At 40.4% G+C, this 26866-nt stretch carries 19 protein-coding genes; 13 read left to right on the top strand and 6 right to left on the bottom strand.

What is annotated here, in order from left to right; translation table 11 throughout:
- Positions 1-116: 116 nt before the first annotated feature.
- The gene (locus IM507_RS11890; protein WP_287637075.1) at positions 117-2444 is read left to right on the top strand and encodes a WD40/YVTN/BNR-like repeat-containing protein; all 2328 of its coding nucleotides are present in this window, start codon (positions 117-119) and stop codon (positions 2442-2444) included.
- Between the two features lie 120 nt (positions 2445-2564).
- On the opposite strand, the gene fumC is transcribed toward IM507_RS11890, so the two are convergent.
- Positions 2565-3968: a class II fumarate hydratase gene (gene fumC, locus IM507_RS11885; RefSeq protein WP_287637074.1), complete on the bottom strand. Its 1404-nt coding sequence runs from the start codon at positions 3966-3968 to the stop codon at positions 2565-2567.
- Between the two features lie 241 nt (positions 3969-4209).
- Here fumC and IM507_RS11880 point away from each other — a divergent pair, with 241 nt between their 5' ends.
- The 5 genes from IM507_RS11880 to IM507_RS11860 all read left to right on the top strand — a co-directional run bounded on the left by IM507_RS11880 (position 4210) and on the right by IM507_RS11860 (position 9499).
- Positions 4210-4497: a YggT family protein gene (locus IM507_RS11880; protein WP_287637073.1), complete on the top strand. Its 288-nt coding sequence runs from the start codon at positions 4210-4212 to the stop codon at positions 4495-4497.
- 83 nt (positions 4498-4580) lie between these two features.
- Positions 4581-6188 carry an MFS transporter gene (locus tag IM507_RS11875; protein WP_002739918.1) on the top strand — a complete coding sequence of 536 codons (1608 nt, stop codon included), beginning with the start codon at positions 4581-4583 and terminating at the stop codon, positions 6186-6188.
- 193 nt (positions 6189-6381) lie between these two features.
- On the top strand, positions 6382-6777 hold the full coding sequence (locus IM507_RS11870) for a helix-turn-helix domain-containing protein (RefSeq protein WP_002743536.1): 396 nt from the start codon (positions 6382-6384) through the stop codon (positions 6775-6777).
- Between the two features lie 158 nt (positions 6778-6935).
- Positions 6936-7997: an S-methyl-5-thioribose-1-phosphate isomerase gene (mtnA, locus tag IM507_RS11865; RefSeq protein WP_002776457.1), complete on the top strand. Its 1062-nt coding sequence runs from the start codon at positions 6936-6938 to the stop codon at positions 7995-7997.
- Positions 7998-8785: 788 nt separating this feature from the next.
- Positions 8786-9499, top strand: a complete 714-nt coding sequence (locus IM507_RS11860; RefSeq protein WP_069474848.1) for a response regulator — start codon at positions 8786-8788, stop codon at positions 9497-9499.
- A gap of 51 nt (positions 9500-9550) precedes the next feature.
- Here IM507_RS11860 and IM507_RS11855 read toward each other — a convergent pair whose 3' ends face one another.
- Entirely contained in the window at positions 9551-10552 is a 1002-nt protein-coding gene (locus tag IM507_RS11855) for a phosphoribulokinase (protein ID WP_002740086.1), read from the bottom strand.
- A gap of 358 nt (positions 10553-10910) precedes the next feature.
- On the bottom strand, positions 10911-12725 hold the full coding sequence (locus IM507_RS11850) for an EAL domain-containing protein (protein ID WP_287637071.1): 1815 nt from the start codon (positions 12723-12725) through the stop codon (positions 10911-10913).
- Positions 12726-13561: 836 nt separating this feature from the next.
- Here IM507_RS11850 and IM507_RS11845 point away from each other — a divergent pair.
- Genes IM507_RS11845 through IM507_RS11830 form a run of 4 tightly spaced genes read left to right on the top strand, consistent with a single transcriptional unit; the run spans position 13562 to position 17989 of the window.
- Entirely contained in the window at positions 13562-15088 is a 1527-nt protein-coding gene (locus IM507_RS11845) for a bifunctional aminoglycoside phosphotransferase/ATP-binding protein (protein ID WP_002740258.1), read from the top strand.
- Between the two features lie 46 nt (positions 15089-15134).
- Positions 15135-15698: a Uma2 family endonuclease gene (locus tag IM507_RS11840; protein ID WP_002740192.1), complete on the top strand. Its 564-nt coding sequence runs from the start codon at positions 15135-15137 to the stop codon at positions 15696-15698.
- Positions 15699-15725: 27 nt separating this feature from the next.
- Positions 15726-15938, top strand: coding sequence for a hypothetical protein (locus IM507_RS11835; RefSeq protein WP_123230994.1), 213 nt, complete (start codon positions 15726-15728; stop codon positions 15936-15938).
- Entirely contained in the window at positions 15938-17989 is a 2052-nt protein-coding gene (locus IM507_RS11830; RefSeq protein ID WP_287637070.1) for an FAD-dependent oxidoreductase, read from the top strand. Before IM507_RS11835 ends, IM507_RS11830 begins: the two co-directional genes overlap by 1 nt.
- A gap of 168 nt (positions 17990-18157) precedes the next feature.
- Here the strand turns inward: IM507_RS11830 and IM507_RS11825 are convergent, their stop codons facing one another.
- Entirely contained in the window at positions 18158-21406 is a 3249-nt protein-coding gene (locus IM507_RS11825) for a HypX (modular protein) (protein WP_287637069.1), read from the bottom strand.
- Between the two features lie 468 nt (positions 21407-21874).
- Between IM507_RS11825 and IM507_RS11820 the strand changes: the two genes are divergently transcribed.
- Both IM507_RS11820 and IM507_RS11815 read left to right on the top strand, forming a co-directional pair.
- Positions 21875-22585 (top strand): hypothetical protein, encoded by a 711-nt coding sequence (locus IM507_RS11820; protein ID WP_287637068.1) that lies wholly within the window; start codon positions 21875-21877, stop codon positions 22583-22585.
- 316 nt (positions 22586-22901) lie between these two features.
- Positions 22902-23858, top strand: coding sequence for a M4 family metallopeptidase (locus IM507_RS11815; protein WP_271935846.1), 957 nt, complete (start codon positions 22902-22904; stop codon positions 23856-23858).
- Between the two features lie 3 nt (positions 23859-23861).
- Here the strand turns inward: IM507_RS11815 and IM507_RS11810 are convergent, their stop codons facing one another.
- Entirely contained in the window at positions 23862-24698 is an 837-nt protein-coding gene (locus tag IM507_RS11810) for a hypothetical protein (RefSeq protein WP_287637067.1), read from the bottom strand.
- A gap of 332 nt (positions 24699-25030) precedes the next feature.
- The gene (gene dnaN / locus IM507_RS11805; protein ID WP_069474828.1) at positions 25031-26179 is read right to left on the bottom strand and encodes a DNA polymerase III subunit beta; all 1149 of its coding nucleotides are present in this window, start codon (positions 26177-26179) and stop codon (positions 25031-25033) included.
- A 91-nt stretch (positions 26180-26270) separates the two neighbouring features.
- Between dnaN and IM507_RS11800 the strand changes: the two genes are divergently transcribed.
- The coding region (locus IM507_RS11800) for an RNA-guided endonuclease InsQ/TnpB family protein (RefSeq protein ID WP_287637066.1) at positions 26271-26866 on the top strand (596 nt) is incomplete at its 3' end.

Here is a 26866-nt window from a genome sequence, read left to right as displayed (position 1 = left end):
TTAGTAATGGTTATAATCGCCATTTTCGTCTATGCTCCTACAGAACCCTTGCTTAAATTTTGATCGCCCTTTGCTAGATTAGGTCAATTTTTATCCTCGATATTAGTAGTTTAAGTATGATTAATCGCCAAAGTTTGCGGAGATTCGTCCACAGGTTTAATCTCATTTTATGGATAATCGCTACAGTTTTTTGTCTTTGGAGTAATCCCGCTTTTGCCCATCGTCCCCATGATGTAATTAGTCAAGTGGAAGTTTCTCCTGATTTCCAGACAGATAATACAGTATATATCTTGGTGCGAAATAACTTTTATAAGTCTAGCGATGGAGGTAGCAACTGGAAAAGATTAATTCAAGGTTTAGATTATACGGGGGAATTAAGTTCCTTATCCCTATCTCCCCTCAATAAAAATATTCTCTATCTAGCTTCAAGATCCAATGGTATTTATAAAAGTGAAGATGCGGGGGAATCTTGGCAGAAAGTTAATCAGGGTTTAGAAACTAACTTTATTAACTTCCTAGAAATTGCCCCTTCCGATCCCAATATAGCAGCAGCAGTGGGATTAGAAAAAGGGGTTTATTTAACCGAAGATGGTGGTAAAAATTGGTCAAATATTTTCCCCACCACGGCACTGATAACCTCTCTAGCTATTACTCCCAGCAATCCTGATCAGATTTTTTTCGGGGATGAACAGGGTAAATTATACACTTCCTCCGATGGGGGAAAAACTTGGCAGAATCTCCCCTTACCTGCTAATATGGGGGCAGTAGATACAATTGCTTGTTCTCCTAATTTAGACAGGGATAAAACCTTTTTTGTCGGCACAAAAGAAGCGGGTATTTTTAAAACCGTTGATGATGGTAAAACCTTCCAAGCTGTTAACGAAGGAATTAAAGATAAAATCATCGAAGACATCGTTATTTCTCCCGAATATGCCCAAAACTCCACCCTTTATGCCATCACTTGGTATGACGGGATGTATGTTTCCCAAGATGGGGGCAAAAGTTGGACAAAAATGAGCGAGGGTTTAACCAAAGATAAACAGGCTGATGATTATAAAGTTCCCCATTTTATGGATTTAAAAGTCGTTAAAGATACGATGTTTTTGGGGGGATTTAATGGCTTATTTAAAACCACAGATAGCGGCAAACAATGGCAGGAAATAGAAACTTTAGCCCGGGCAACAGTTATAGCTATGGCGGTTTCTCCTAATTATGCCCAGGATGGTACTGTCGTCATTGCTAATTATATAGGCAATATCTTCATCAGTCGGGATAAAGGGGAAACTTGGACACCAATTAATCGCGGTTTAGAGGTTTATCGACTTGGTAAAGATCCCGAAGAATCAGGACAAGATCCCCGGCGTTTCTTTGACATTGCCTTTTCTCCTAACTATGGAGAAGATAGAACTATTTTTGCGGGGTTTTTACGCAATAAATTTGCCAAATCCGATAACAGTGGTGATTTATGGAAAATTATCGAAATCGATCAGAAAGTCCGCGGTCCGAGGATAGTTCCTTCCCCAGATTTTGCCAAGGATAAAACTCTTTTTCTCACCAATCAGGAGGGCAGAATATTTCGTTCTACCGATGGAGGAAATACGGTTAAAAATATTAGTGAAGTGGGCAGAATTTTCGGTAATTATGCCCCTGCTATGGTAGCTTCCCCCGATTTTGCTAAGGATAAAACTTTGTTTGTCACGGGAAAAGAGGGTATTTATCAAAGTGTTGATGGTGGACTAACTTGGAAAAATGTCGGCCAAGGAACACCTCTATCAAAAACCCCTAATGTACAGTTGGCAATGTCTCCCAATTATCCCAGCGATGGAACTATTTTTGCTGGGACAGTTTCTGGTTTGTTTGTCAGCAAAGATGGGGCTAAAAGTTGGACAAAATTAGAGAAACCGGGGTTTAATCCCAATACTTCGGTAGAAACCATTGCTATCTCTCCTGATTATGCTAATGATCGCACGGTAATGGTTAGTTTACAGGGAGATGGTTTGTTTAAATCTACCGATGGTGGGGAAACTTTTAAATCAATTGGTGATCCTAAAATACCCCTAGTGAAAATTCATAGTATCCCTTCCTCTGGTATCTCCGTCCAGTTTTCTCCTAATTATGCTCAAGATAAAACTTTATTCGGTTTTGGTGGCGCTAAAACTACAGTTTTTCGTTCCACCGATGGGGGAGAAACTTGGACAAGTGTAACTATTTCTCCTCACGAGGAAGAAGATACACCCCGCTATAAAATCGGTGAGTTTTTCTTTAGTCCCCTTGGCGCAATCTTGCGCTTAGTTATACCGATTCTCCTAGCAATCGTCGCTTATTTTCTGGTGGGTTTCCTGAAACTGGAGAAAATTATTAATCTTCCTAAATCCTTCTTCCGCATGACAGGAGCATTGATGATTTTTCTGTTTGTTTTCTTCGCTATCATTAGCCAAGTTTAGCGGAAATTTTCACCGGCGGGGCTTGACAAATCCCGCCGCTTGCCATATACTTGTATGTATAATGGGAATCAGTGCCTGCCTGCGACCTCTGATTTTTGTGGCAGTTATCCCTTGAGAGAATTAACCATCGGCAACGTAGGGATTGACCATCTTAGCGGGGTCAACAATGCGATCAAAATCCTCTTCCTTGATGTATCCTAGTTGCAAGGCTGCCACTTTCAGGGTTAAATCCTTTTCTAGGGCATAATGAGCGACGTAGGCAGCCTTTTGGTAGCCAATCACGGGACTTAAAGCAGTCACCAGCATCAAGGATTGATTTAAAAAAGTCTCAATTTGTTTTTGATTAGCAGTCATCCCCTTAACCAAAAACTGACAGAAATTAGCGCAACCATCCGTGAGCAAACGGATAGACTGCATGAGATTATGAATCAACAGCGGTTTATAAACATTCATCTCCAGATGTCCCCCAGCGCCTCCCATCGTCACCGCTAAATCATTAGCCATCACCTGCACTGCTATCATCGATAAAGCTTCGCATTGGGTGGGATTAACTTTCCCCGGCATAATTGAAGAACCCGGTTCATTTTCCGGCAGCTGTAATTCTCCGATTCCACAACGGGGACCACAGCTAAGTAAACGGATATCATTAGCAATTTTATAGAGGGAACTAGCGATAGTTTTCAATCCCCCGCTCAAGAAAACTAGAGCATCGTGGGAACCTTGCACGGTAAACTTATTAGGAGCGGTAATAAAGGGTAATTTAGTCAGATTAGCGATTTCGGCAGCCACATCTCGATCAAAATCTGGGGGAGCATTAATTCCCGTACCCACTGCTGTTCCTCCCAAGGATAAACGATAGACTTTTTCTAGACATTTTTCTAGCCAATCGCTGCCATCATCTAATAAACCCACATAACCGGAGAATTCTTGTCCGAGGGTTAAAGGGGTGGCATCCTGTAGGTGAGTGCGACCAATTTTAACTATATTTGCCCATAATTGCGCCTTTTCATCGAGACTATTCCGTAATAGTTGCAGACTGGGAATTAATTTTTCCTTGACTGCCAAGGCAACGGCAATATACATGGCCGAGGGAAAGGAATCATTAGTCGATTGGGACATATTAACATGATCGTTAGGATCCACGGGCGTTTTGCTACCCAGAGGATTCCCCGTCAGTTGACTGCAACGATTGGAGATGACTTCGTTGATGTTCATGTTAAACTGGGTGCCACTTCCCGTCATCCAAACGTAGAGGGGAAAGTTATCTGCGTGTTGTCCGGCTAAAATTTCATCGCAGACTTGACAGATAAGGTTTTTTCTCTCCTGACTGAGACGATTTTTTTGCTGATTGACAATTGCACAGGCTTTTTTGAGAATGGCATAGGACGCGATCATCTCCCGGGGCATGAGATTATCACCGATACTAAAGTATTGTAGGGATCTTTGGGTCTGCGCTCCCCAAAGTTTATCGGCAGGTACGGGGATTTCTCCCATGCTGTCTTTCTCGATGCGAAATTCTGTCATCTTTAAGTTACTTCTGCATCTGGCCTGAAAAGAGAGGGTCTCCAGGACGACACGGATTCCCACTATAAGAAAAGTATAAGTCAAGTCTGGCTGGTTTGTCAAGCCCTATGGGGACTTTTTCTGTCGGCATTTTTATCCAGGAGGTTGACAAGAATAACTGGCAGGGTGCTGCAGTGATTATGAGACAAAAACTGTTATATTTTAGGGAAGATAATCAGTAAAAAAGACGGGATTGGAGACTATGGACACAGCGATCGCATTAAGTTGGACATTGGGAATTATCTTAGGGTTGATGACCCTTTTGTTTATCTTACGGATCGTGCTGACTTGGAATCCACAGGTAGATTTAAATAGCTTCCCCTTTAATATTATTGCCTGGCCAACAGAAACTTTTTTAATCCCCGTGCGTAAACTCATACCCCCCTTGGGAGGAGTTGACATTTCTCCGATTATTTGGGTGGGAATTTGTACGCTGCTGCGGGAAATTCTTCTCGGTCAACAGGGTTTAATTACCATGGTCTTAAAATAATTAGACCTCTTGGATATTGGGTGAAAAAGGTTGACAATGCCCCCAGAACAGTTAAGCTTATTTTAATCTCTGTAATTGCGTTTATGGCTCATTTAAGTTATGAAAAACTCAATTTAACCACAAAAATCGCCTATGGTGCTGGCGATTTGGGACCAGCTATCACTGCCAATATCTCAGTATTTTACCTGCTATTTTTCCTCACTGATGTGGCAGGATTATCGGCAGGATTAGCCGGTAGTGTGCTGATGGTGGTGAGAATTTTCGACGCTATTAACGATCCGATTATTGGTATGTGGAGCGATCGAACTCGTACTATCTGGGGTCGTCGCTTACCATGGATGTTATTGGGGTCGATTCCCTTCGGAATTAGCTATTTTTTACTGTGGTTAATCCCGACCAATAACCAATTATGGTTATTTTTATATTATATTTTTATCGGCATTATTTTTAATTTAACCTACACGGTAGTCAATCTTCCCTACCAGGCCCTCACCCCTGAATTAACTTATGATTATAATGAGAGAACCCGCTTAAATAGTTTTCGTTTTGCCTTTTCGATCGGGGGTAGCATTCTCTCATTAATTCTCTATATTCTCGTCTCATCGTCCTATGCCAATGATCTCCATAAAGCTTTTTTATTGTTAGGTGTAGTTTGTGCTTTAATCTCAATTATAGCAGTTATTTGGTGCGCTTTAGTTTTACAAGAACGAGGAGCAAAAGCGATTCTCAATCCCGCTCAGAAAAAAGTTTTGGCAATTGCTTTTATAGTTATCGGTGCGCTTTCCTTGGTCTATGGAGTAGGAAAAATGGGGGGAAATCCCAGAGACTTTATCGCTATTTCCACAATTTTATTAGGAATAGAAGGGATAGTTTCTGGTTTAACTATTTACTATGGTAAAACTGAAAATCATCTCAGGGATGGTGCGGCAATTAAACAGAGAGAAGCTGCTGATAATACCGAAACTATTCCCCTGAAAGAACAATTAAAAATAGTTTTTGGTAATCGTCCCTTTTTATACGTTATTGGCATCTATCTTTGTGCTTGGTTAGGAGTACAATTAACCGCCTCGATTTTGGTTTACTATGTCGTCAGCTACATGAGACTATCGGAAGCAGAATCGGGTTTAGTCGCTTTAGCAGTACAGGGGACAGCTTTAGTGATGTTATTTTTTTGGCAAGCAGTTAGTCAAAAATTAGACAAAAAGATAGTCTATTTTTTAGGGATGATATTCTGGATTATTGCCCAAATTGGTTTATTTTTGCTCCAACCGGGAGAAATAACTTTAATGTATATTTTGGCAGTTTTGGCGGGATTTGGCGTATCTGTGGCCTATTTAATTCCTTGGTCAATGGTTCCTGATGTGATTGAATTAGACGAATTAGAAACAGGAAAACGTCGAGAAGGTATTTTTTATGCTTTTATGGTACTTTTGCAAAAAATTGGTTTAGCTTTGGGGTTATTTCTTGTCGGTATTGCTCTAGAAACATCGGGGTTTAAACCGAGAATACCAGGAGAAGCAATTCCCCTGCAGCCGGATAGTGCTTTAATAGCAATTCGCCTAGCAATTGCACCTTTACCGGCATTTTTTCTGATCATTAGTTTAATTCTTGCCTATTTTTATCCAATTACTCGCCAAGTTCACGCCGAAATTTTAGACCAATTAGCAGCAAGAAGACCAGAGGAAAAGTAAACATCAATTGTCGGCCGTCAGGAGACAGGAAATTATTTTTTTATTCCCGAACTTCCTGTCCAAAAAAATCAGCAAACCCTTACCCTAAAGCATTTGTATTGACTTTTGAACTACTGATTACTGGGTACAATCGACCCGGCAGCATAATGTCTTCAATGAGTATAATGTTATCGATAGCTAAATTGTACAAAAAATGAAATCCTATCCAGTAGAGTTCCGTCAGAAAATCCTAGACTGTTATTATAACGAACCCATCTCTCAAAGACAATTAGCGAAAAGATTCTGTGTAACCTTAAGTTTCGTACAAAAGCTTTTGAAGCAATCTCGAGAAACGGGAGATATTCGACCGAAGACTTATCGATGTGGCCGTCATTTAAAACTTACGCCAGAACAGATGATCGCCCTCGGTGATTTGATTGAGGAAAATAATGACGCAACTCTAGCCGAACTATCGAAACTATTCCTAGAAAGAACCGGTATATTGTTAAGTGTGACTACAGTGGCAAGAATAGCCGAACGCTTGAGAATCACCCGCAAAAAAAACTCTACACCCGACCGAAAAAGAGATAGAAAGAGTACAAAAACTTAGACAAGAATACAAAGGATAAAATTCGGGATATATAAGATTAAACCCTAATCTAGTTATGACCAAAATCCAAGCTCGATCGCTTAAAGTAACTAGAGCGCACGAGACTAGACCTCTTAAAAAAAACCAAAATTTTGCAACTATTACGGAGATTACTAATTATGACCACAAACAATGCCGAGAATAACTCAATCTATCCCGTGCGTTGGCAAGATAACAAAGTCTGGCTGATCGATCAAACCCGTTTACCCATGGAGTATGGGGAAGTTGAGATCACCAGCAGTGAAGCCATGGCCCGGGCGATCGAAACGATGATTGTGCGCGGCGCCCCGGCGATCGGGGTAGCGGCTGCCTATGGTATGGTTTTAGGAGCGCAGGAAATTAAAACCAACCAGAAAGAGCAGTTTCTGGCCGATTTAACTAGAATAGCCGATCGATTAGCCCAAACCCGGCCCACGGCGGTGAATTTATTCTGGGCGATCGAGCGAATGTTAAAAGTGGCCAGGGAAAGTGGCCCAGAAGTGGCAATAATTAGCAAAAATCTCCTGGAAACTGCCCACAATATCCAAAAAGAAGACGTGGAAACCTGTCGGGCGATCGGTCATCATGGTTTATTGGCGCTGCCGGAGCAACCGGAAAAACTGACAATTTTAACCCACTGTAATACTGGGTCCCTGGCCACGGCCAGTTATGGCACTGCTTTAGGGGTAATTCGTTCCGCTTGGACGGCGGGTAGATTAATACAAGTGTATGCAGATGAAACCCGGCCAAGGTTGCAAGGAGCAAAATTAACCGCCTGGGAATGTGCGCGGGAGGGAATTCCCGTCACCGTGATCACCGATAGCATGGCGGCCCACTGTATGCAGCAAAAACTGATCGATGCGGTGATCGTTGGAGCCGATCGCATTGCGGCCAATGGGGACACGGCCAACAAAATCGGCACCTATTCCCTCGCGGTGGTGGCAAAAGCTCATAATCTGCCTTTTTATGTGGCTGCCCCCCTATCGACGGTGGATTTTTCCCTTAAGGATGGTACGGGGATACCGATCGAACAGCGCGATAGTGCCGAAATTTATCAGGTGGGGACGACAACCCTTTGCCCTAGAAATGTTAATTTTTATAACCCCGCTTTTGATGTTACTCCCGCCGCTTTCATCACCGCTATCATTACCGAAAAAGGAGCGGTAACGCCGGCTGAATTAATTTTTTTACAGGAATCCTAGGGGGTGAGCTTTTTCCCCACTGATACCATTTTTATCTGGATTGGGGACTTGCGCTTTGATAATGTACCTTTTGGGCGAACGCAGTTCGCCCCTACATTGTGGACAAAATCCGTTACTGTAGGGGCGCAAAGCTTGCGCCCTCCGATCGATTGGGATATTATTCCCACGCAAGTCCCTTGGCACAGTGGGGAAAAATTCCGCCTCAATCCAATTGGAGGTGACGGCCAAGGGAAAATGGGTAAGATCACTATTGACAAATAAACTAAAATAGCGTATGGGAATAACATCAAGGAAGACAATGATTAGGATTTGCTTTTATCTATAGTTAAATGCTATTATTCAGCTTAATTAATCTTAGTTAATCCCCAGATATATCTTTTTGTTTACTTAAAAGATTTGTGTTGAGATAGTCTAAAAAAATTAAATGAACCAGAGCTTGGTTTTATTCTCTTAAAACCCAAGCATCTCGAAAATTTATTCCTGTTAAATCTTTACCTCATCGAGATTTACACGATGTTATAGTACAAGAGTAAAGACCAAGATCGGAGTAGTAAAGTCTAGATTTGGGTAGATTTGAGTAGATTTTAGGGGAGGCTAAGTATATTTGCCATCTCTGCTTTTAGTAAGTATCAATAAAATCAACTGGAAACAGGTGATTGCCGAATGAAGATAAGAAAGTGGAATTCAATTCAAGGAAGGGAGTGAAGTAAATGTTTAGGAACGGCTCTAATAATCCAAAAGCCAAAATTATTGAATCATCGCCTAGTTCAGCACAACCGGGAAAAAATATGGATAAAGTGCGGGTTATCGTCATAGAGGATCACGATTTAACCCGCATGGGGTTAGTGGCGGCTCTCCAGCATCGAGAGGGTATTCAATTGGTGGGAGAAGCCATCAGTGGATTACAGGGACTGAAACTGCTAGAGGAGACTAAACCCGATGTAGCGATCATCGATATAGCTTTGCCCATGATCGATGGGATTGAGTTAATGCGACGCTTCCAACAAAATTGCGGCGAAGACAGCTTGGCTACGAAGATCCTCATGCTAACCATGTACAACACCCAAGAACAGGTTTTAGCGGCTTTTAGTGCTGGGGCTGATTCCTACTGTATGAAGGATATTAGCATTGATAAGTTAATCGAGGTGATTTATTCCACCCACGAAGGCAATCCTTGGATCGATCCCGTGATCGTCGGCGTTATTCGGCAACAAGTGCGCCAAAATTTTGCCACCAGTAGCCGCACCGACGGCAAAACAGTGATAATTCAAGGCGTTGACCCAGAACATCGCCAATTGCTGGAAAATGTGCCCCTAACAGAACGAGAGCTAGAAATTCTCACTCTGATTGTCGGGGGTTTTAGTAATGCTCAGATTGGCAACCGACTCTATATCACTATCGGCACGGTGAAAACCCATGTCCGCAATATCTTAAATAAACTCTCTGTGGATGATCGCACTCAAGCGGCAGTGTTGGCCCTGCGATCGGGATTAGTGGACTAAAAAAACCGGCATCCTCTAGGGTTAGGATGCCGGTTCGGTAAAAACTAAAAACTAGACTGACGCTGCCACTTTTGCTTCGGCTGCCATTAGTTTTTCGTAGGTTTCACGCATTTTGAGACCGACTAAGACTTGGAATAAACCCGTACCATTGGTGGAACCGGGATAATCTTTGTGTTTGAGCAGTAATTCCGTCATTTCACCGTAGTATTTAGTGCCAGTTTTGCTCAAATGGCTTTCGATGTAGATCATTTCTTCGAGGTTATCGAATTGACCATCTAGTTCCAGAATCGACACTTCATTCCCCAAGAAGCCATCTGGACCGTAGTAGAGTTTAATACCGGGATAAGTGCAGGTCAATTTACGACCACAGGGCCGCCAATCGATGGTGGAACCTTCATCAAACAGATAAGCGGGTTCAAAGTTTTCCACCCCTTCTTTCTGGATTAAACGAACCCGCAGTAATTTACTTTCGTGATCTTCAAGTAATTTGGTGGGCAGCACTTGAATCACCACGTCAGCGTACTGTCTTTGGGGATCGATATAGGCACTGAAATCCGGTTTTCTAGAATTAATGGCCGCCATCACATCATCATAGGTGTGACCGCGCTCGGCCATATCCCGTTGAATTTTCCAGTTAACTTTGACTTCATCGCTAATATCGAGATAAACGCTGAAATCTAATAGAGACCGGACTCGTTCATCATATAAGGGGTGTAGTCCCTCGATCACGATTACCTTATTTGGTTCGATGATTTCGGGGGGATCGATCATCCCCGTTTCATGATTATAAATAGGTTTATTAATGGCTTGACCTCCCTTAAGAGCTTTAATCTGCTCATACATCAGGTCAAAGTTATTCGCTTTCGGATTGAGTGCGGTGACACCCACCTCTTTTCTCTGTTTGCGATCGAGGCAATGGTAGTCATCTAAACAGATCACTGTCATAAACTCGGCCCCGAATAAATCGGTCAAACGACGTAAAAAAGTAGATTTCCCACAACCGGAGTCCCCAGCTACACCGATTAGAACCACGCGCTCTGGCTTATTGGCCATAGTTTCCCTCTAAATACACAACTAATTGTTAACCCTATAGTATGTAATTAAACCAGACTCTGGATCGAGCAGTACCCCGCCGCCACAAATTTCTGCTGCTGACAGGTTCGGCAAGAGCCTCACGCTAGAATGAGTAGGTATTTGATACTAGATAATCTGTTCAGATCATACCGGAATCAGTGACCAAAATCAGTTATCAGTTATCAGTTATCAGTTATCAGTTATCAGTTATCAGTGGAAAGTCGCAAGTGGGGAGAATACACAAAAGCTGCCTCCTGTCTCCTGACTGGAAAGAGGGTGTGGGGAAAGAAACCTCTTTCATCTGTGCTGGTGAAAATTTTTTCATCGGGACTAACTCCTAATTCCCAACTGAGAGGGTGCGGTGGGTGTGGAGAAATGTCGTCATTTCCTCCACTGCTAGAGGGGAACTGATGCGATTGCCTTGCATTCTCTCACAACCTAATTCTTGCAGGATTTCTAATTGTTGTTGGGTTTCTACTCCCTTGGCGATCGCTATTAAGTTAAAACTTTTCGCTACCGCCAGCAATGACGAGATAAAACGGGTATCTTGGGGAGTATCAGTGAGTTGTTTTGTTAAAGATTGCTCTATTTTCAGTTTTTTCACGGGAAATTGACCGAGATAGGCGATCGAAGCGTAACCGCTGCCAAAATCATCGAGGGTAATACTAATACCCAATTTCTGCAAATCCCCAAGAATTCGACCGGTTTCGCGGCTATTTTCCAGTAAACTTGTCTCAGTTATTTCTACCTCCAGAAAGAAAGGCTCGATTTGGGTTTCAGTCAAGACTTCTTTGAGGTTGGTGAGCAACTGGGGATCACGCAATTGGTGTGGGGACAAATTGATCGAGATGGGAGTGTACAATAATCCCGGCTGCTGCCATATTTGTGCCTGTTGACAGGCATTTTTTAGTACCCAACGATTAAGCTCAAGGATTAAGTCGTTTTCTTCGACTAAGGGTAAAAAACGATTAGGGGGGATTAATCCGAATTGAGGGTGTAACCAGCACAATAATGCCTCAAATCCTTCCACTTGCCCCTTAATGATATTAACTTGCGGTTGATAGTAAAGAGCTAATTCATTATTTCTCATTGCCTGATAGAGAAAATATTCAACTTTAGAACTACGAGTATTTTTGGGGTGAACATTAACCGACTCTATCTGGGAGTTATCATTTATATTATTCTTAACTGCTACTAAATTTTCCTCCAGTTTCTGTAATATTACTTTCCTGTCTGTGCCGTCGGGGGGATAGATAACTGAACCTAAACTTAATCGCACGACTAGGGAGTGATTTTCGATTTCATTATTACTTTCTAGGGTTTTAATAATTCTTTGACCAACCTTTTCTAGATCATTAGCATCATTAATTTGTGACAGCAGGATAATAAATTCGTACCCTCTCCAATGGGCGACTATATCCTCTGATCGCAAACTTTTTCTTAAACGTTCAATTAAGATTTTTAATAGTTTGTTCCCCAGTCGATAACCTAGTTGATTGTTGACATTTCTTAGCTGCCCTACATCCAATAATAATAGCCCGATCAGTTGATTATTTTTCTGGGCATTATTAATAGCACTTGAGAGGTGTTCATTAAAGAGGGAACGGTTAGGTAAATCCTTGAGAACAACCGAAGAATATTCCTCTTGAATCTTGCTATTAAAACTTATGATTTGCGATGGAGCTTGACGGAGAATTAAGGTACTTTTTGCATGGGGGTCATTATGGCTAGAATTGGTTTCATTTTCCGTAGGTTTCCCTTGTAACTGTTTTATATTTTCAACTGATTCTCGCTCTATTTTTGCTTGACTAGCTATTAAATGAAAACTGGCATTTATATCACAGCCAAAGTTAATTAAATCACCATCTTTTAATTCATGAATTAAGCATTTAGACCCATTGACGTAAATGCCATTATGACTTTTATTTCCCTCTAAATCACCATCAAGAATCCAATAGGAAAATTTTTGGCGATCAATACTCTTTTTAATTAAAGTCGCATGATAGCGAGACGCGTGTTTAGAGCGAAGAACAATTTGATTATCAGACTTACGACCCAGAGAATATTTCATGTTCTCTAGGGTAATTGTTCTTCTACCTTGAGGATCTTCCACAATCAGGAGATAACGGGAATTGGATGAACCATTAATCATTTTTTCAGCACCTCGACAAAAGTGAAAATATAAGTTAATTTATTCTCTCAAAAGCTACGGCTTATTCGTCTTTAAGTTAATTTATTTTCTCAATAAAGTGTTGGGGGTAATTCGGAACAGTTACTTAACAGCAAATGTGTCACATCTTCGGGGTTCAAAGTCCGAGTCAACCAAAATCATTGTACTTCTTCACAGTGGAGACGTGGGCAAGTGTCCAACTGTTGTAAACTTTCTCCCCCAACGGCAATAACTCGTAAATTCAAATTCTGCTCTAGGCTGATCATAGTCGATAACATGGCTAAATGCTTGGTTTTTGATGGTAAAGATTGGATAAAGGTTTGATCGATCGATCTTCAAACTGTCGAAGGTGTATTTATAAATATAACTTAATCAGGAATAGCCGGCATCAAAATTATCTAAAACCAACTGCATCCCTAATTCCCGCAAGTCCCTTAAAGCTGAGTTGGCAAAGCTCTCATCCTGCATGATGCAGTTTTCATTAATTTAGACCTGCTGCATCTCACATTTGCAGAAATACCGACTATCAGCAACAAACCAATACAAATGTACGGGCAACCGTCTATAAGCATACCACTTGCAAAGCTAATGCTTTCTGAACTTTGGGAGAGGTGCTTCCTCCACGGACATCTAAAACCACACACGCGGGTTGCGAATTCCTGTCCTCCCTAACGGGTTTCGGGGAGTAGAAACCCTCAAGGTCCCAGATTGAGTGATAAAATCAGAAATAAAGCCCGATTTTAGCAGAGATTTTCCCTTTAAAAATCTCAACTTAGTAAATTTACAAAAATGAGATGTACCACCGAGGAGTTCTCCCTATGGATAGCAACCGATTAATCGAAGAATTAAAAAATCCCGACTTTTATCCTCATTCTGTCAAAATTCCCGTTGAAATTATCCAAACCCATGCTTCAATTATCTTCTTGACAGGAGATTATGCCTATAAAGTCAAGAAACCAGTTAATTATAATTTTTTGAATTTCTCCACTTTAGAAAAGAGAAAATATTATCTAGAACAGGAACTAGAGTTAAATAAAAAAGTTGCCGACAATATCTATCTGGAAGTTTTGTCAATTAATGAAGAACAGGGTAGCATAAGTTTAAATGGAGAAGGAAAAGTGATAGAATATATTTTAAAAATGAATCAGTTTCCCCAAGAATGTTTACTCAGTAAAATTTTTGAACGGGGAGAACTAACGGAAAAAGCGATCGAGTCTTTGGCTGAAAAAGTGGCACAATTTCATCGGCAAGCTGTGAGTAATTCCTATATTATTCAGTTTGGTAATTTAGAAGTTATTAAACAAGCTTTTGATGAAAACTACCAACAAACCGAGAAATATATTAATTTTGTCCAAACCCAAAAACAATACGATGAAACAAAAGCTTATACAGATAAATTTTTCGCAGAACACCGAGATTGGTTAGAGGAAAGACAAATAAAAGGGATGATTCGCGAATGTCATGGAGACCTACATTTAAATAATATCTGTCAGTGGCAGGGAGAAATACAATTATTTGATCGCATAGAATTTAATGAATCTTTTCGCTTCGTTGATGTCATGTATGATCTTGCTTTTACAGCCATGGATTTAACCGCTAGGGGGAGAGAAGATTTCGCTAATTTATTTGTCAATACTTATTTAGAACAAACCGCTGACTGGGAGGGTTTAAAAGTCTTGCCTCTCTACCTGACTAGACAAGCGTATGTGAGGGCAAAAGTCAATAGTTTTCTGCTTGATGGTGACACTTTTTCTGAGAAAATTAAAGCAGATGCACAGGATTATTATCAATTAGCTTGGCAGTACACACAACCGCAGAAACCGAGATTAATTCTGATGTCGGGATTTTCTGCATCGGGTAAGAGTACCATAGGGAAAGTAATTGCTAAAAATCTTAATGCTATTCAGATTCGTTCCGATGCAGTTCGCAAACATTTGGCTGGAATTGACTTAAATCAAACAGGAAGTCTAGATATATATAGTCTCGAAATGAGTCAAAAAACCTTCACTAGACTAGCGGAATTAGCCCGAATTTTAATAACTTTAGGTTATCCAGTTATTCTCGATGCACGCTACGATAAATATGCTTGGCGAGAACCCTTATTAACCTATGCCCAAAATTTAAAGATTCCTTTTCATATCGTCCATTGTCACGCACCTATAGAAGTTTTAAAACAACGGATTGCCGCTAGAAAAGGCGATATTTCTGACGCTACTATCGAGGTGTTAAATGCCCAAATTGAGAAAACAGAACCTTTTAATGAAAAAGAACAACCCTATCTAATTTCCCTAGACACTACTAATCCCGATTGGCCAGAATTTTTAGAGAGTCAATTAGGTAAATAGGTTGATATGAATCAATGATATAAAGTAGCAAAAAGGAGAAGCGATTATGAAAACTGTAGTGTTAAATCTAGAGACAGTTAATCTGACCGATGAACAATTTTATCATCTCTGTCAGGCTAATCAAACATGGAATTTAGAACGTAATCAAAAAGGAGAATTATTAATTATGCCTCCCGTGGGTGGAAATAGTGGTAATCGAGAAGCTGATTTAATTGCTGATGTAACGATTTGGAATCGTCAAAGTAATTCTGGTAAAGTCTTTAGTTCTTCGACAATTTTTCGTTTACCAAAGGGAGGATATCGTTCTCCTGATGTTGCTTGGATAAAACGGGAAAGATGGGAAGCTTTGAGCGCAGAAGAGCGAGAAAAGTTCCCACCTTTATGTCCAGATTTTGTGATTGAATTACGTTCTCGTAGCGATTCCTTAACCTCTTTACGCGAAAAGATGCGCGAATATTTAGCCAGTGGTTTACGTTTGGGTTGGTTGATTAATCCTCAACAGCAGCAGGTGGAAATCTACCGACTAAATAGCGGTGTGGAAATTATTAATTTGCCTGCGATTTTATCCGGGGAAGATGTCTTACCTGGGTTTGTTTTGAATTTAACTTAGCAAGGATGACAGGGAATAACAAAGGGAATGACACCGAATCAGGATATCTTTGTCAAAACATTTCCAGAAAAGCGATCGATTGTCAGATTGAAGGTGTATAATCTCTTAAAGGCCAGCATCAAGCTACAAAGTTCTCAATATCGCCCAAAAAAAACAATCAGGATTTCAGGAACAGATGCTCTGGCTACTTCTTCAAAGAAAGAAGAAACTCTCAGCCACAACATTGATATTTGTCAATAATGTCCCCTAAAATTTTCAATCATCACTTTACTCCTCTTAAATCCCTCTCTCTGGGATTATTTCTCCTACAAGCTTTCACTCCCCTCACCCTAGCAGCCCCCCCGCGAGAACCGGATCAAACCGTCGGCTGTGATATTCTGGTGGTGGGTGGTGGTTTAGCCGGTGCCGGTGCGGCCTACGAAGCCTTATTATTAGGAAAAACCGTCTGTTTAACCGAGATTACCGACTGGGTGGGGGGACAGATATCTTCTCAGGGAACCTCCGCATTAGATGAAAGACGGACACAAAGAGAAAAATTATTTTTCCCGAAAGGTTATCTAGAATTTAGGGAAAGAATTAGAAAGCATTACAGCAAACAAAACCCCGGGGAATGTTGGGTAAGTGGGTCTTGTTTTTTCCCTTTTGATGGACATAAATTATTATTTCAACAGTTAGAAGACGCTGCCAAAAAAGGTAAAGGAACCCTGAAATGGTTTCCCTCCACGGTAGTCAAAGAATTAAATATTGAAACTTTACCCAATCGCGGCACTGGTCAACAGATTACCAGTGTAATTGCCATTCAACATAGTCCCGCAAAAGGTACTCCTCCCCTAAATACCGAGTTTTTATCGCAAAAAATGGCGGATATCTATCGCTACGAAAATTCTCCCCGTTTTGATAAAAAAATCCTCCGTTTTGTCTCCAAATCCTCCCAACCGAATCAATTAGCAGATTGGTATGTGATTGAAGCGACCGAAACCGGAGAAATCATCGGATTATCAGATATTCCCTACCGTTTAGGGGTCGATAAGCGCAGTTATCTCGAACCTTCTTCCTCTAGCGTCACTGGCGACCCCTACTGTACCCAAGGCTTTACCTATACCTTCGCCATGGAGGAAACAGAAAAACCACAAACCCACGAGAAACCCGTTTATTATGAACGCTATGCCCCCTATTTTAGCTATGAATTGCCGCGATTAGCCGATTTTGACCTAGTTTTCACCTATCGTCGTATCTGGAGTCCGCAACTGGGTAAAGAAAAAACCTTTGGGGGAATTACTTTTACCGAACCCGTCCCGGGGGATATCTCCATGCAGAATTGGACTTGGGGAAATGATTATCGTCCGGGGACTGCCAAGGATAACTTTATCTACACCCGTGAACAGTTGCAAGAGTTAGGACAGTTATCTCCGGGGGGATGGATGGGAGGATTACGCACAGAAACCCTCGCAAGGGGCGAAGAACACGCCATTTCCTACTATTATTGGTTAGTAGAAGGAACCACCGATTCCCAGTTAGGGGACGGGGTAAAAGTTCCCCATTTGAATAACCGTTATCTGTCTGGTTTTGATTCTCCCATGGGAACTGCCCACGGTTTGTCAAAATATCCCTATATTCGGGAAGCAAGACGGATTATCGGTCGTCCTTCCCTGACTTTCCCCGATGGTTTTACCGTCACAGAAATCGATATTTCCCGACAAAATTTTCAAAGCGATTTCTATCGTCAAAATCTTTCCCCGGCAGAATATCGGCGCTTAATTGCCACCTTGGCAAGATTAGAGGGATTTTCCGTACTTGATGGCACATTATCCCCCGATCAGGCCGTTAAACGCAAGCGATCGACTATTTACCCCGATTCCGTCGGTATCGGTCACTATGCGATTGATTTTCATCCCTGCATGACGGAACATCCCCCCGAAAAACCGGGTAATACAGAAAAAGCAGGAGAAAGACAGGGACAGGGCCAAGCTTACCCCTTCGAGATCCCTTTAAGGGCTATAATTCCCCAAAAAATCGATAATTTACTGATAGCGGGTAAAAGTATCGCTCTCAGTCATATTGCCGCGGCCGCCTATCGTGTCCATTCCTTCGAGTGGTCCTCTGGGGTAGCTGCTGGCATCACGGCAGTGTATGCTTTAAATAATAATGTACTGCCCTATCAATTAGTAGAAAGTGATTTTCTCATCGGCAATCAACAACTGCGAGAATTACGGCAAAAAATCGACGCAAGTGGTAATCCCACTGTGTTCCCCGATGCCTCAATTTTCCGGTCGATGGATGATTGGTATTAATTAGGGTCTGCTGAAAAAGTTTGTTGGTGGGGTTAGGGTGCAGGGTCTGGGGTTTTAAGCTAAGACGCATTTTCACCCCCCTATCCTTAGATTGGCTGAATCTCCCCCAATCCCTTTACTGTTGCAAGAGTGCCTCATCTCAACAAGTAATTTAAGTGGGTGGGCAGCTTACACTTTGTCGCCGCGAAGTATTTTGAATATATCAGTGACAATTCTGTTTCTAATTTCCTCTAAAGAACCTGATTTGCCAGAATTTTTCTGACTTTCCAAGTAACTTTTAACCCCTTTAAATTGTTGTTCTAGATGACCACTATAGCGATTTTGTCCCAAAGAATAATCAGGATTATTCGATCTTATAATAGTTTGAGCATCGTGTAAATCATTCAAAAGATAGGCGACCTCTGGCCAATAGCTACTATATTTTTCGTAGTTATACAAAAGGAGAATTACTCGACAGGTTGCTGCAAAAATTTTCCCTTTAGCGGTAAACTGAGTTAACCGGTGAGGATATAAGCCTCTAATTTGAAAATCTTCGGGCATTTTTTGATCTTTATTTGGCTTTTGCTCGGTAAATATTCGCTGAAGATAGGTTTTTTCTCCTCTTTTTTCATCCACTGTTCCCTCAGATGCAATTGCCGCTCCTAAAGTAAACCTTTTCATCGCCATACGAATACGTTCTTCTAATCCTTCTTCCTGATTATCTTTACAAAGTTCCACCAGTCCCAACCCAAATAAAAGAAGACTAGCGTGAATACCAAATAAATAAACTTTATTATCTGAATTTGAGTCAAGGTAAGTTAATGCTGACATGGGTAGCTGTATAATTTTTTCTTGAGATTGACTAGAAGATTTAAATATTCCTTGATAAAACTCATCTAAGTGGCTGCTACCCTTTCCGATTTCAATAATTGGGGGAATGGTTTGCACATAAATATCATTGTATTGCTCATAAAATATAATAGTCGAATCCGGTTTTAATCCACTAAACTCTGTTTTCTGTTTACCACTATAATTTTTTATCTGTTGATAAGATTTTCTGCCTCGCTCTCCATAACAATCAAGAGCATTTTTAATTAAACGTTCGGCCCATTCTAGACAATTTTGGCGGCTAAATTTTCCCTTTAATAGCTTGGTGTCTCCGACATAGGCGGTGATTAAATAAGACCAAATTTGATACACTGTCCAGTAAGCATAGTAATTAGCATCACCGTCTCTAGCCGCATAAATACGAGCTTTTTCTAAGAGACGAAGAGGTTCAATTAATAAATGAGTTTTGGGATTGGGTAATTGAGCAATGTAAGGGAAAAAGATATAAATTTTGGCGCGGTGAGAATAGATACGAGATAAATAATAGAAAAAAGGATGAGCATTAGTTTGAGAGTATTCACCAATGATTGCGTATTCTTTCAAATATTTCTGCAAATATTCTTCAGCAGTGTTCAAATATTCTTCAGCTTTACGAATTGCAGAACCCCTTTCTTGATGGTCACGTTCCTCATCTTCAAGGTCTGTATAAAAATGATAATCAAATAGACAGATATGGTAGAGACTAACTAATAGTTTATCGTCTAGTCGTCCCTTTTCGATATGGGGTTTAATAACCTCAAGATATTTTTGGGCAATACGATAGAGACCCTCTTGAAGATATACTTGAATAATTGCCAAATGTGCTTCATAGGCCACCCTACTCCAAGCTTGATTATTATTAACTTCCTTGAAATTTCTCTCATCCCAATTGCGATATTTATCCTTAAACAGCTTTTTTTCTAAATAATCTTGCATAGCCCTGAGAGAGAAAGGGTAGAATTTTATCCATTTTTCTGCTTTTTCTAGTATATATTTTTCCTCAATTCTCTGACAAAGTTGTTGTAGATATTGCTGAGAATCAATTGCCGTTTTTTCAATGGCTCTCAGTCGAGCATGAAGGGCAGACTTAGCGGCAGATTCTAGAAGATCAAATCCATAAAATTCTCCTGTTGCTAATTCTTGATCGGCGACAATTTGATTATAATTAATTTCACCTTCTAGAGATTTTTTCACATCTTCCTGTTTGCATAACTTAACCAGAGAATAAGACCAAACAGCACTATTTCTTGTATTGCCAATCACTTTATCTTCACTGACTATTTTTTGGGTGACAGGTAGATATCCTTGCTTTTTCAAAATATCTATCCCCTCAAACAAAAATCGATTAATTGCGGTGGTGATATGAGCGATAGGACTGCCCACACCTACCACTTCTTCACAAAATTCTAATCGACTGTTTGATTCTTCTTGCTTGAAAAATTGGCTGATTTCTTTTTCTTCTAAGGTTGGTTTTGGTTTCCAGTTCTCTGGGGGATAGACATAAAAATACACTCGCACCCTATAAGCTATCTGTTTTTCTAATCCTTGAGCATAATACTCATTTTCGTCTTCAGGATCATCGAGAAAATCGGTATTGATTAAACCTGTTTTGCCTCGGTATAATTTTAGGGGCAGAGGTTTGACCTTCTCAATTTCTAAATAGTCGATATAAACGGGAAATTTATCTCCTAATAAATTATTTTTGATAATTGAATTGCTCAGGCTTTCCAAAAAGAGATTGGATATGGAATCGCTAGTTAAATTATTCTGAACAAAATCTGGACATTGCCCGACAACAGTTTTAATTTGTCTGAGTCCAGCTTGAAATTCTGTCCGGCTCACTTCTCTTAAAATCTTATCAACCAAATCCTTGATAATTTCCTGCTCCGAGCCTGTTGATAAATGCTGATAATATTTTTTTAATCGGGGTTGAATATACTCTATAATCTGATTAACTAAAGATTCATCTAGATTTTGATTATCATTTGGGTCAAGAGATTTTAGGTAACTGTGTTGTTGTTTTTGGGAACTGTATAGATTAATGGCCTGTTTATAAAAGCTAACAACGTCTAGGGAATCCTGCTGTATTTCATCGGTAATGATCTCTTTTAACTGCTCAAGTAAACCAGCTTCGGGATGAACAAGTAATTTCAATTTATCCCTTTCATCCAGAGATAACTGTGCATATTTTTTGAGAACTCGTTCTTTTTCTTGTTGGGTAAACTTATTGATCATTTTTTGGGCTAAACTATCCTTATTTTTGGCTGACTCTCCTTGCCAATAAGCCTCCAGTGAGCTAAGAATAGTAACTAATTTCCCCAAGCTTAAACTGGGTACCCGCTCCTCGCGTTCCTTTTCTTGGTAACGCTCTCCCATCACCGAACGCAGCACTCGCCGGACAAAAATGCGATTTTGTCCCCATTGTTTGGCTATTTTGTACTCATTCGGTTTGGGACTATCCTCACTAATGTCCAAATCGGTCAAATTGTTGAGGAGATGCAAATACACCGCAGCATCTCTTTGTCGGTCTTCATCGCTTTGTCTTTGATTTTCTGTGTCCAGATCGCTCATAGGTTTAGATGTTACTCTGATGATTTAGCCCTAGATGCCCGTTTTGATCAATTCAATAGTTATGTTCATATAATACAGGCTAATCTGGGGGATGTGCATAAAAAATCTGCATTAATTTTTGTAAACCTTGTGAAAATTATCAGTAATTGGTTTGTTAGCCTTTGTAGTGCAACCCTGTAGATGATTGTAGGAAAGAGGTTGCTGATGACCGAAGAGACCGATGGGGTATCGATCACTGAACTGGTGAGGGCTGTTTTTATATGTGCGTTTTGTACCACAATACATGAAAATTTTTTAACGCTGTCACTGTACATACACATGACGCTGTTACTGTACATACACATAACGCTGTCAGTGTATGTACACATTGCGAAACAAAAATCTATCTGTACAGACTTGACATAGTTCGATCAATTTTTTTAGTGTAAATGTACATACAAAGTTATTTTATCTCGTTTTTGTAACACAATGCCAAAACAGTTAGAAAAGAAAAAAACAACTGAATTAGAAGATATAGCCATTAAGTTGTCCGGCTCAGACTCGCCCGGTGGCGCAGGAGAGGAGCTTCGCAGCTTCACTAGCTCTCCGTCCAAAAGCCTTCAGCCCAAACCCGAGCCGGGGGACACTCAGCGAGTCCAATTGCCCACGGATTTGCCAGTTCAATTTGAACTTGTAGATAAGTATCAATCGAAATTTACTCAAGCATCCAAATTCAAATATCGCCTCCGACACCAAGGTATCCCTTTATACGGCTCCTCGATCATTGTTGATTTAGACGAAGACAATAAATTTTTGTTTGCAAACTCGTCTGAAGTTGCTCAAGATGAAGCTGTAAAAAAAGGATTTCCTGACAAAAATCCGAAAGTTACTGAAAAAGATCTAAAAGATTCGATAAGCGAATATTGTCTTAATCTTAAGAAGGGTGAGCCTATTTCCCCAGAAGCCCTAAAGCATTGTGATGTTAATCCCCAGCTTTACTATTATTTCAAACACTTTTCTAATGGCTCCAGTCACAAGCTAGGTGAATGGAGACTTGTTTATGTTACGAATATTAAAGTTATGGCTCCAACCAGTGGCGGAAAATCTGTTGGAACATCACTGGAATTAACTGATTATATGATAGATGCCCACACAGGGGAGATAATGCTCGAACTCTCAAATTTGAGAACCTTCTGCTAAAAGGGTTCTGTCCATAACCTACTGCCAAACTGTCTATCGTTTGGAGATATTTACCCAAATATCCCTAACTATTGGGCTGGTTTTGGTAAACTTTTTTTGCATTATTCAAATATAACTCACTTTTTAACAGGAAATAAGTAGGTAGGTGTTAAAAACTTTCAGACACCACCCTTATCAAGGGGGGATCGACTTTTTGTGGCTTTGCTTTGCCTAAATTCTGGCAATTTTGCCATCTTGACACATTGGGCGACTTTCTAACAAGATTAATTACTTAACCACTGACTGGAACTTATGAATTTATCGGGGGCAAAAACTTATGTTCTGCACAGAATGCCATGGCGCACCATATAATGGCAACTTCGGGCTTCCACAAACTTATAATTTGAGATATGAGAATTATTCCTCTAATATCACTCTTGCTGACCACCTATTAGTCGATGATCCTTGTCACGATTTTTGCCAACAAGCTCGCAATAATGTTAAAACCGTTGCCCAGTTTATCAACGGTAACTTCAGCAGACCACTAGATCAATATAAAGCTATCATTAATGTTGCCACAATAAATGGTTACTATCAGCCTGCCGCATGGTACACAAAACGAGCCTTATTTGCACAAAGAGAAATTAATGGTATAAACCGTTCCTATGGAACCGATATCACAGCAGTAGCTCATGAATTTTGTCATGGTTTAATTCAGCAAATTAAGGAAGAAATTAATAGTGAGTATAGTCAGTCTCCAGAAAAAATACGACGGAAAGATGATGAGTTTTTAGAAAAAAATGCACTTGAAGAATCTTTTTGTGATATATTTGCGGTTTTAGTGCGTAACTATTATAGGGATAATCGTTCTTATTGGAATAATCCTCATAATTGGCTGTGGGATGTGGGAGAAAACTTTCAAGAAGGAACCGGATCCCTGAGACGATTAGATACATTACTTTCTTTAAGGTTTAAAGATGCAGAGTCTTTCTATCAACAAATACAAATAAATGATTGGAATACGGCCGAGAATTATCATGAACTTTCCTTGATTCATAGTCATGCTTTTTATCGATTGATGACAATTCATAACACTGTCATCAATGGACAGCCTCTTTTTAATGGCGAATTTGCTCTTAATCTATTCGGCGCTGTTCTAGAAGATATTTCCGAGCTCGATAGTTTCTCTGAGAGTCGTAGAGTATTTGAAAAAAGAGCCGAAGTATCACTTAACGCTTCTCCTCACCAATTAGATGCTATTGATCAAGCATTTATTGATGTGGGAATTAAGTAAATATTAGCTAACTAAATTGACTATTAAGCAATCGCTTGGCACTTTTTTAATGTCAGTTTTAAAAAGCCATTTAACTAAGGGATTACCATTTTGTTCCAAGCGGGCAGTTAAATTTAACTTAGTCCTCACCAATTGCATATTATTAGGGACTTTGACAATCATGTGCATAAATTTACTTCCTTGAACTCCTTTTCCCTGTGCTTTTCGATATTCCCAATCAGCCTTATATTCCCCAACTCCTGTGGCTATAATTGTTGGTTGTAATTCGGTGTATTCTAGGGCAAAATCTGTTCCTCCTAAACTTGCCTGAGCTTCCTTAAACTTGATATTGGGGGACAGACTAACTTTACAGTTACGCTTGATTTCCTGATTGATTTCCAACGGATATAGATCAAAAGCAATAGCCCGGTTTTGTTGATTATCGGGCAGTAAATCAACAGAAAATTTAGCTTGAGTAATTTGAAATTTATCTTCTCCACTATTACGAAGAGAACAGGCAAAACGGACTAAAAAAAACTGTGCCTCATTCTGTTTTACCTTTAACCAAGAGGGAATTGCACCAGAATAAAGTTCAGCTAATGGCCAAACTTCTGGTTGTCCGATGCTAACAATTGGTACATAGCTGGGCTGTGAGGGAGGTGAGATAAATCTAAAATTTTCTTCCGCAAGAGGTGACATAAATCCAAAATTTTCTTCCGCAAGAGGTGACATAAATCTAAATTTTTCTTCCGCAAGAGGTGACATAAATCTAAATTTTTCTTCCGCAATTTGTTCGTTGTCCAATTCTAGTGGCCCTTGCCAAAGAATATGCTGAATTGTTTCAGGAGTAGATAATAACATATCAATTCAATCCGTGAAGTTGTTCAATGATCAACAGTATATCGCCAAAATAGAGAAAATAAACCCAATCCTTTGGCGAGAAAATAGGATTCAATAAGTAGTTAGGCGTTAAAAACTATCAGACACCCCCCTTATCAAGGGGGGATTAAGGGGGGATCGACACCCCCCTTATCAAGGGGGGATTAAGGGGGGATCGACACCCCCCTTATCAAGGGGGGATTAAGGGGGGATCGAACCCAAAATCTATCTTCAATTTAATTATAACCAGCTACTTACAATCCAGTGCTTGGGATAGGTTAAAAACAGATCCCACAATTCCGATTAAGTCAGAACTACTGACGAATTTGTACCGGCATCACCAAATAGGTCATCTTTAAACCTCCCAAGGGGGTAAAAATAACCGGTTGGGTACTAGCATTTAACTGCATTTGGATATCATTATTGGGTAAAGCCTTCAAACCGTCCATCAAATATTTAACATTAAAGGCAATATCGCCACTTTCTCCCTGAATTTCCGCCGCCATGGACTCTTTGGCACTACCTAAATCAGGAGATTCCACCGCTAGGGATAAACGGTCATTTTCGCTATCGAGACTAAACTTGACTAAATTATTCTTTTGGTCCGATAAAACCGCCACTAATTCCAAACAACGGATTAACTGTTTGCGGTCTAAAACCAAAGAACGCTCGAAGGATTTAGGAATTAACTGATTATAAGTGGGATAGGCCCCTTCTAACTTACGACTGGTTAACCTCTGTTCCCCCATTTCAAAGATGACTTGAGAATCATCCACATGCAGAGTAATAGTCTCGATATTTTGTTTTGTTGCCATCATTCTTTCCAATTCTCGCAGGGCCCGGGCCGGAATGGTGACATTAAAGCCACCAGAGGCACTTTCCACCTCCTCTAGGGGAGTTTGTACCACCGCTAAACGATGACCGTCTGTAGCGGCAAATTCTAAACAATCGACGGTTTTAGTTAAATGTACCCCCGTCAACACCTGTTTAGTTTCATCGCCACTAGCGGCAAACAATGCACCTTTTAGTCCCTCTGTCAAGGCAACTATAGGTAAATTAACAATTTCCCCATCGGCCACCGTGGGCAATTCTGGGAACTCATCGGCTTTCATGCCGCGAATTTGGAACTGTGCCGAGGCAGTTTTCAGGAAAGCGAGACTATGCTCCTCATCATTCTCGCTTTCTTCCACAGAGATAGTGATTTCCCCTTCTCCCAAACGAGAGACAATATCGTTAAGTAATTTTGCCGGCAGGGTAATTTTGCCCCCTTCCACCACCTCGGCCCGAAAACTGGTGCGAATCCCTAAACTCAAATCAAAAGCAGTCAGGCTAATTTCGCCCTTTTCCTCATCGGCACAAAAGAGAACATTGCCCAACACCGGATGGGTAGGACGACTGGCAACGGCCCGACTAACTAGGGATAAATTGCTGTTGAGTTCGCTTTGACTACTGGTAAATTTCATCGAAAATTTTGGGTCTGAAACCCCGTCGTTCTACGACGGCTTTACTGTTAAATATTAGCACATTTACGAAATATATGCTAAAATGTGAGGTATGGAAAAAGCCTATTCGTTTCGATTTTACCCCACACCAACACAAGAGTCGCTATTGCGGCGCACATTGGGCTGTGTAAGATTAGTTTACAACAAAGCTCTCCACGAACGAACACAAGCTTGGTACGAAAAGCAAGAAAGAGTAGGCTACGCTCAAACTTCTTCAATGCTAACCGAGTGGAAAAAACAAGAAGAATTAAACTTTCTCAATCAAGTAAGCTGTGTACCTTTACAACAAGGGTTAAGACACCTACAAACAGCTTTTACTAACTTCTTTGCTGGTCGTACTAAGTATCCTAACTTTAAGAAAAAACATCAAGGAGGAAGTGCCGAATTTACTAAGTCTGCTTTTAAATTTAAAGACAAACAAATCTATTTAGCCAAATGCACAGAACCCTTACCTATTCGATGGTCAAGACAAATCCCAGAAAGCTGTGAACCAAGCACAGTAACAGTCAGATTACATCCTTCTGGACGTTGGCATATCTCAATTAGATTTGATGACCCAACAATTAAGCCTTTACCAGTAACAGATAAAGCCATCGGAATTGACTTAGGAATTAGTAGCCTCGTGATTACCAGCGATGGTGATAAAGT

The sequence above is a fragment of the Microcystis sp. M20BS1 genome (assembly GCF_020245305.1).
Classification (GTDB): Bacteria; Cyanobacteriota; Cyanobacteriia; order Cyanobacteriales; family Microcystaceae; genus Microcystis; species Microcystis ichthyoblabe_A.
The sequence above is the reverse complement of the archived record's forward strand: the minus strand, read 5'-3'. Positions and strand labels throughout refer to the sequence as shown.

Coding starts and splice junctions, on each gene's coding strand:
- IM507_RS11820 (WP_287637068.1), top strand. CDS start 21,875: ATGCCAAAACAGTTAGAAAAGAAAAAAACAACTGAATTAGAAGATATA.
- IM507_RS11850 (WP_287637071.1), bottom strand. CDS start 12,725: ATGATTAATGGTTCATCCAATTCCCGTTATCTCCTGATTGTGGAAGAT.
- IM507_RS11810 (WP_287637067.1), bottom strand. CDS start 24,698: ATGTTATTATCTACTCCTGAAACAATTCAGCATATTCTTTGGCAAGGG.
- IM507_RS11870 (WP_002743536.1), top strand. CDS start 6,382: ATGAAATCCTATCCAGTAGAGTTCCGTCAGAAAATCCTAGACTGTTAT.
- IM507_RS11835 (WP_123230994.1), top strand. CDS start 15,726: ATGACACCGAATCAGGATATCTTTGTCAAAACATTTCCAGAAAAGCGA.
- IM507_RS11860 (WP_069474848.1), top strand. CDS start 8,786: ATGGATAAAGTGCGGGTTATCGTCATAGAGGATCACGATTTAACCCGC.
- IM507_RS11880 (WP_287637073.1), top strand. CDS start 4,210: ATGGACACAGCGATCGCATTAAGTTGGACATTGGGAATTATCTTAGGG.
- IM507_RS11825 (WP_287637069.1), bottom strand. CDS start 21,406: ATGAGCGATCTGGACACAGAAAATCAAAGACAAAGCGATGAAGACCGA.
- IM507_RS11890 (WP_287637075.1), top strand. CDS start 117: ATGATTAATCGCCAAAGTTTGCGGAGATTCGTCCACAGGTTTAATCTC.
- IM507_RS11840 (WP_002740192.1), top strand. CDS start 15,135: ATGAAAACTGTAGTGTTAAATCTAGAGACAGTTAATCTGACCGATGAA.
- mtnA (WP_002776457.1), top strand. CDS start 6,936: ATGACCACAAACAATGCCGAGAATAACTCAATCTATCCCGTGCGTTGG.
- IM507_RS11855 (WP_002740086.1), bottom strand. CDS start 10,552: ATGGCCAATAAGCCAGAGCGCGTGGTTCTAATCGGTGTAGCTGGGGAC.
- IM507_RS11830 (WP_287637070.1), top strand. CDS start 15,938: ATGTCCCCTAAAATTTTCAATCATCACTTTACTCCTCTTAAATCCCTC.
- fumC (WP_287637074.1), bottom strand. CDS start 3,968: ATGACAGAATTTCGCATCGAGAAAGACAGCATGGGAGAAATCCCCGTA.
- IM507_RS11845 (WP_002740258.1), top strand. CDS start 13,562: ATGGATAGCAACCGATTAATCGAAGAATTAAAAAATCCCGACTTTTAT.
- dnaN (WP_069474828.1), bottom strand. CDS start 26,179: ATGAAATTTACCAGTAGTCAAAGCGAACTCAACAGCAATTTATCCCTA.
- IM507_RS11815 (WP_271935846.1), top strand. CDS start 22,902: ATGTTCTGCACAGAATGCCATGGCGCACCATATAATGGCAACTTCGGG.
- IM507_RS11875 (WP_002739918.1), top strand. CDS start 4,581: ATGGCTCATTTAAGTTATGAAAAACTCAATTTAACCACAAAAATCGCC.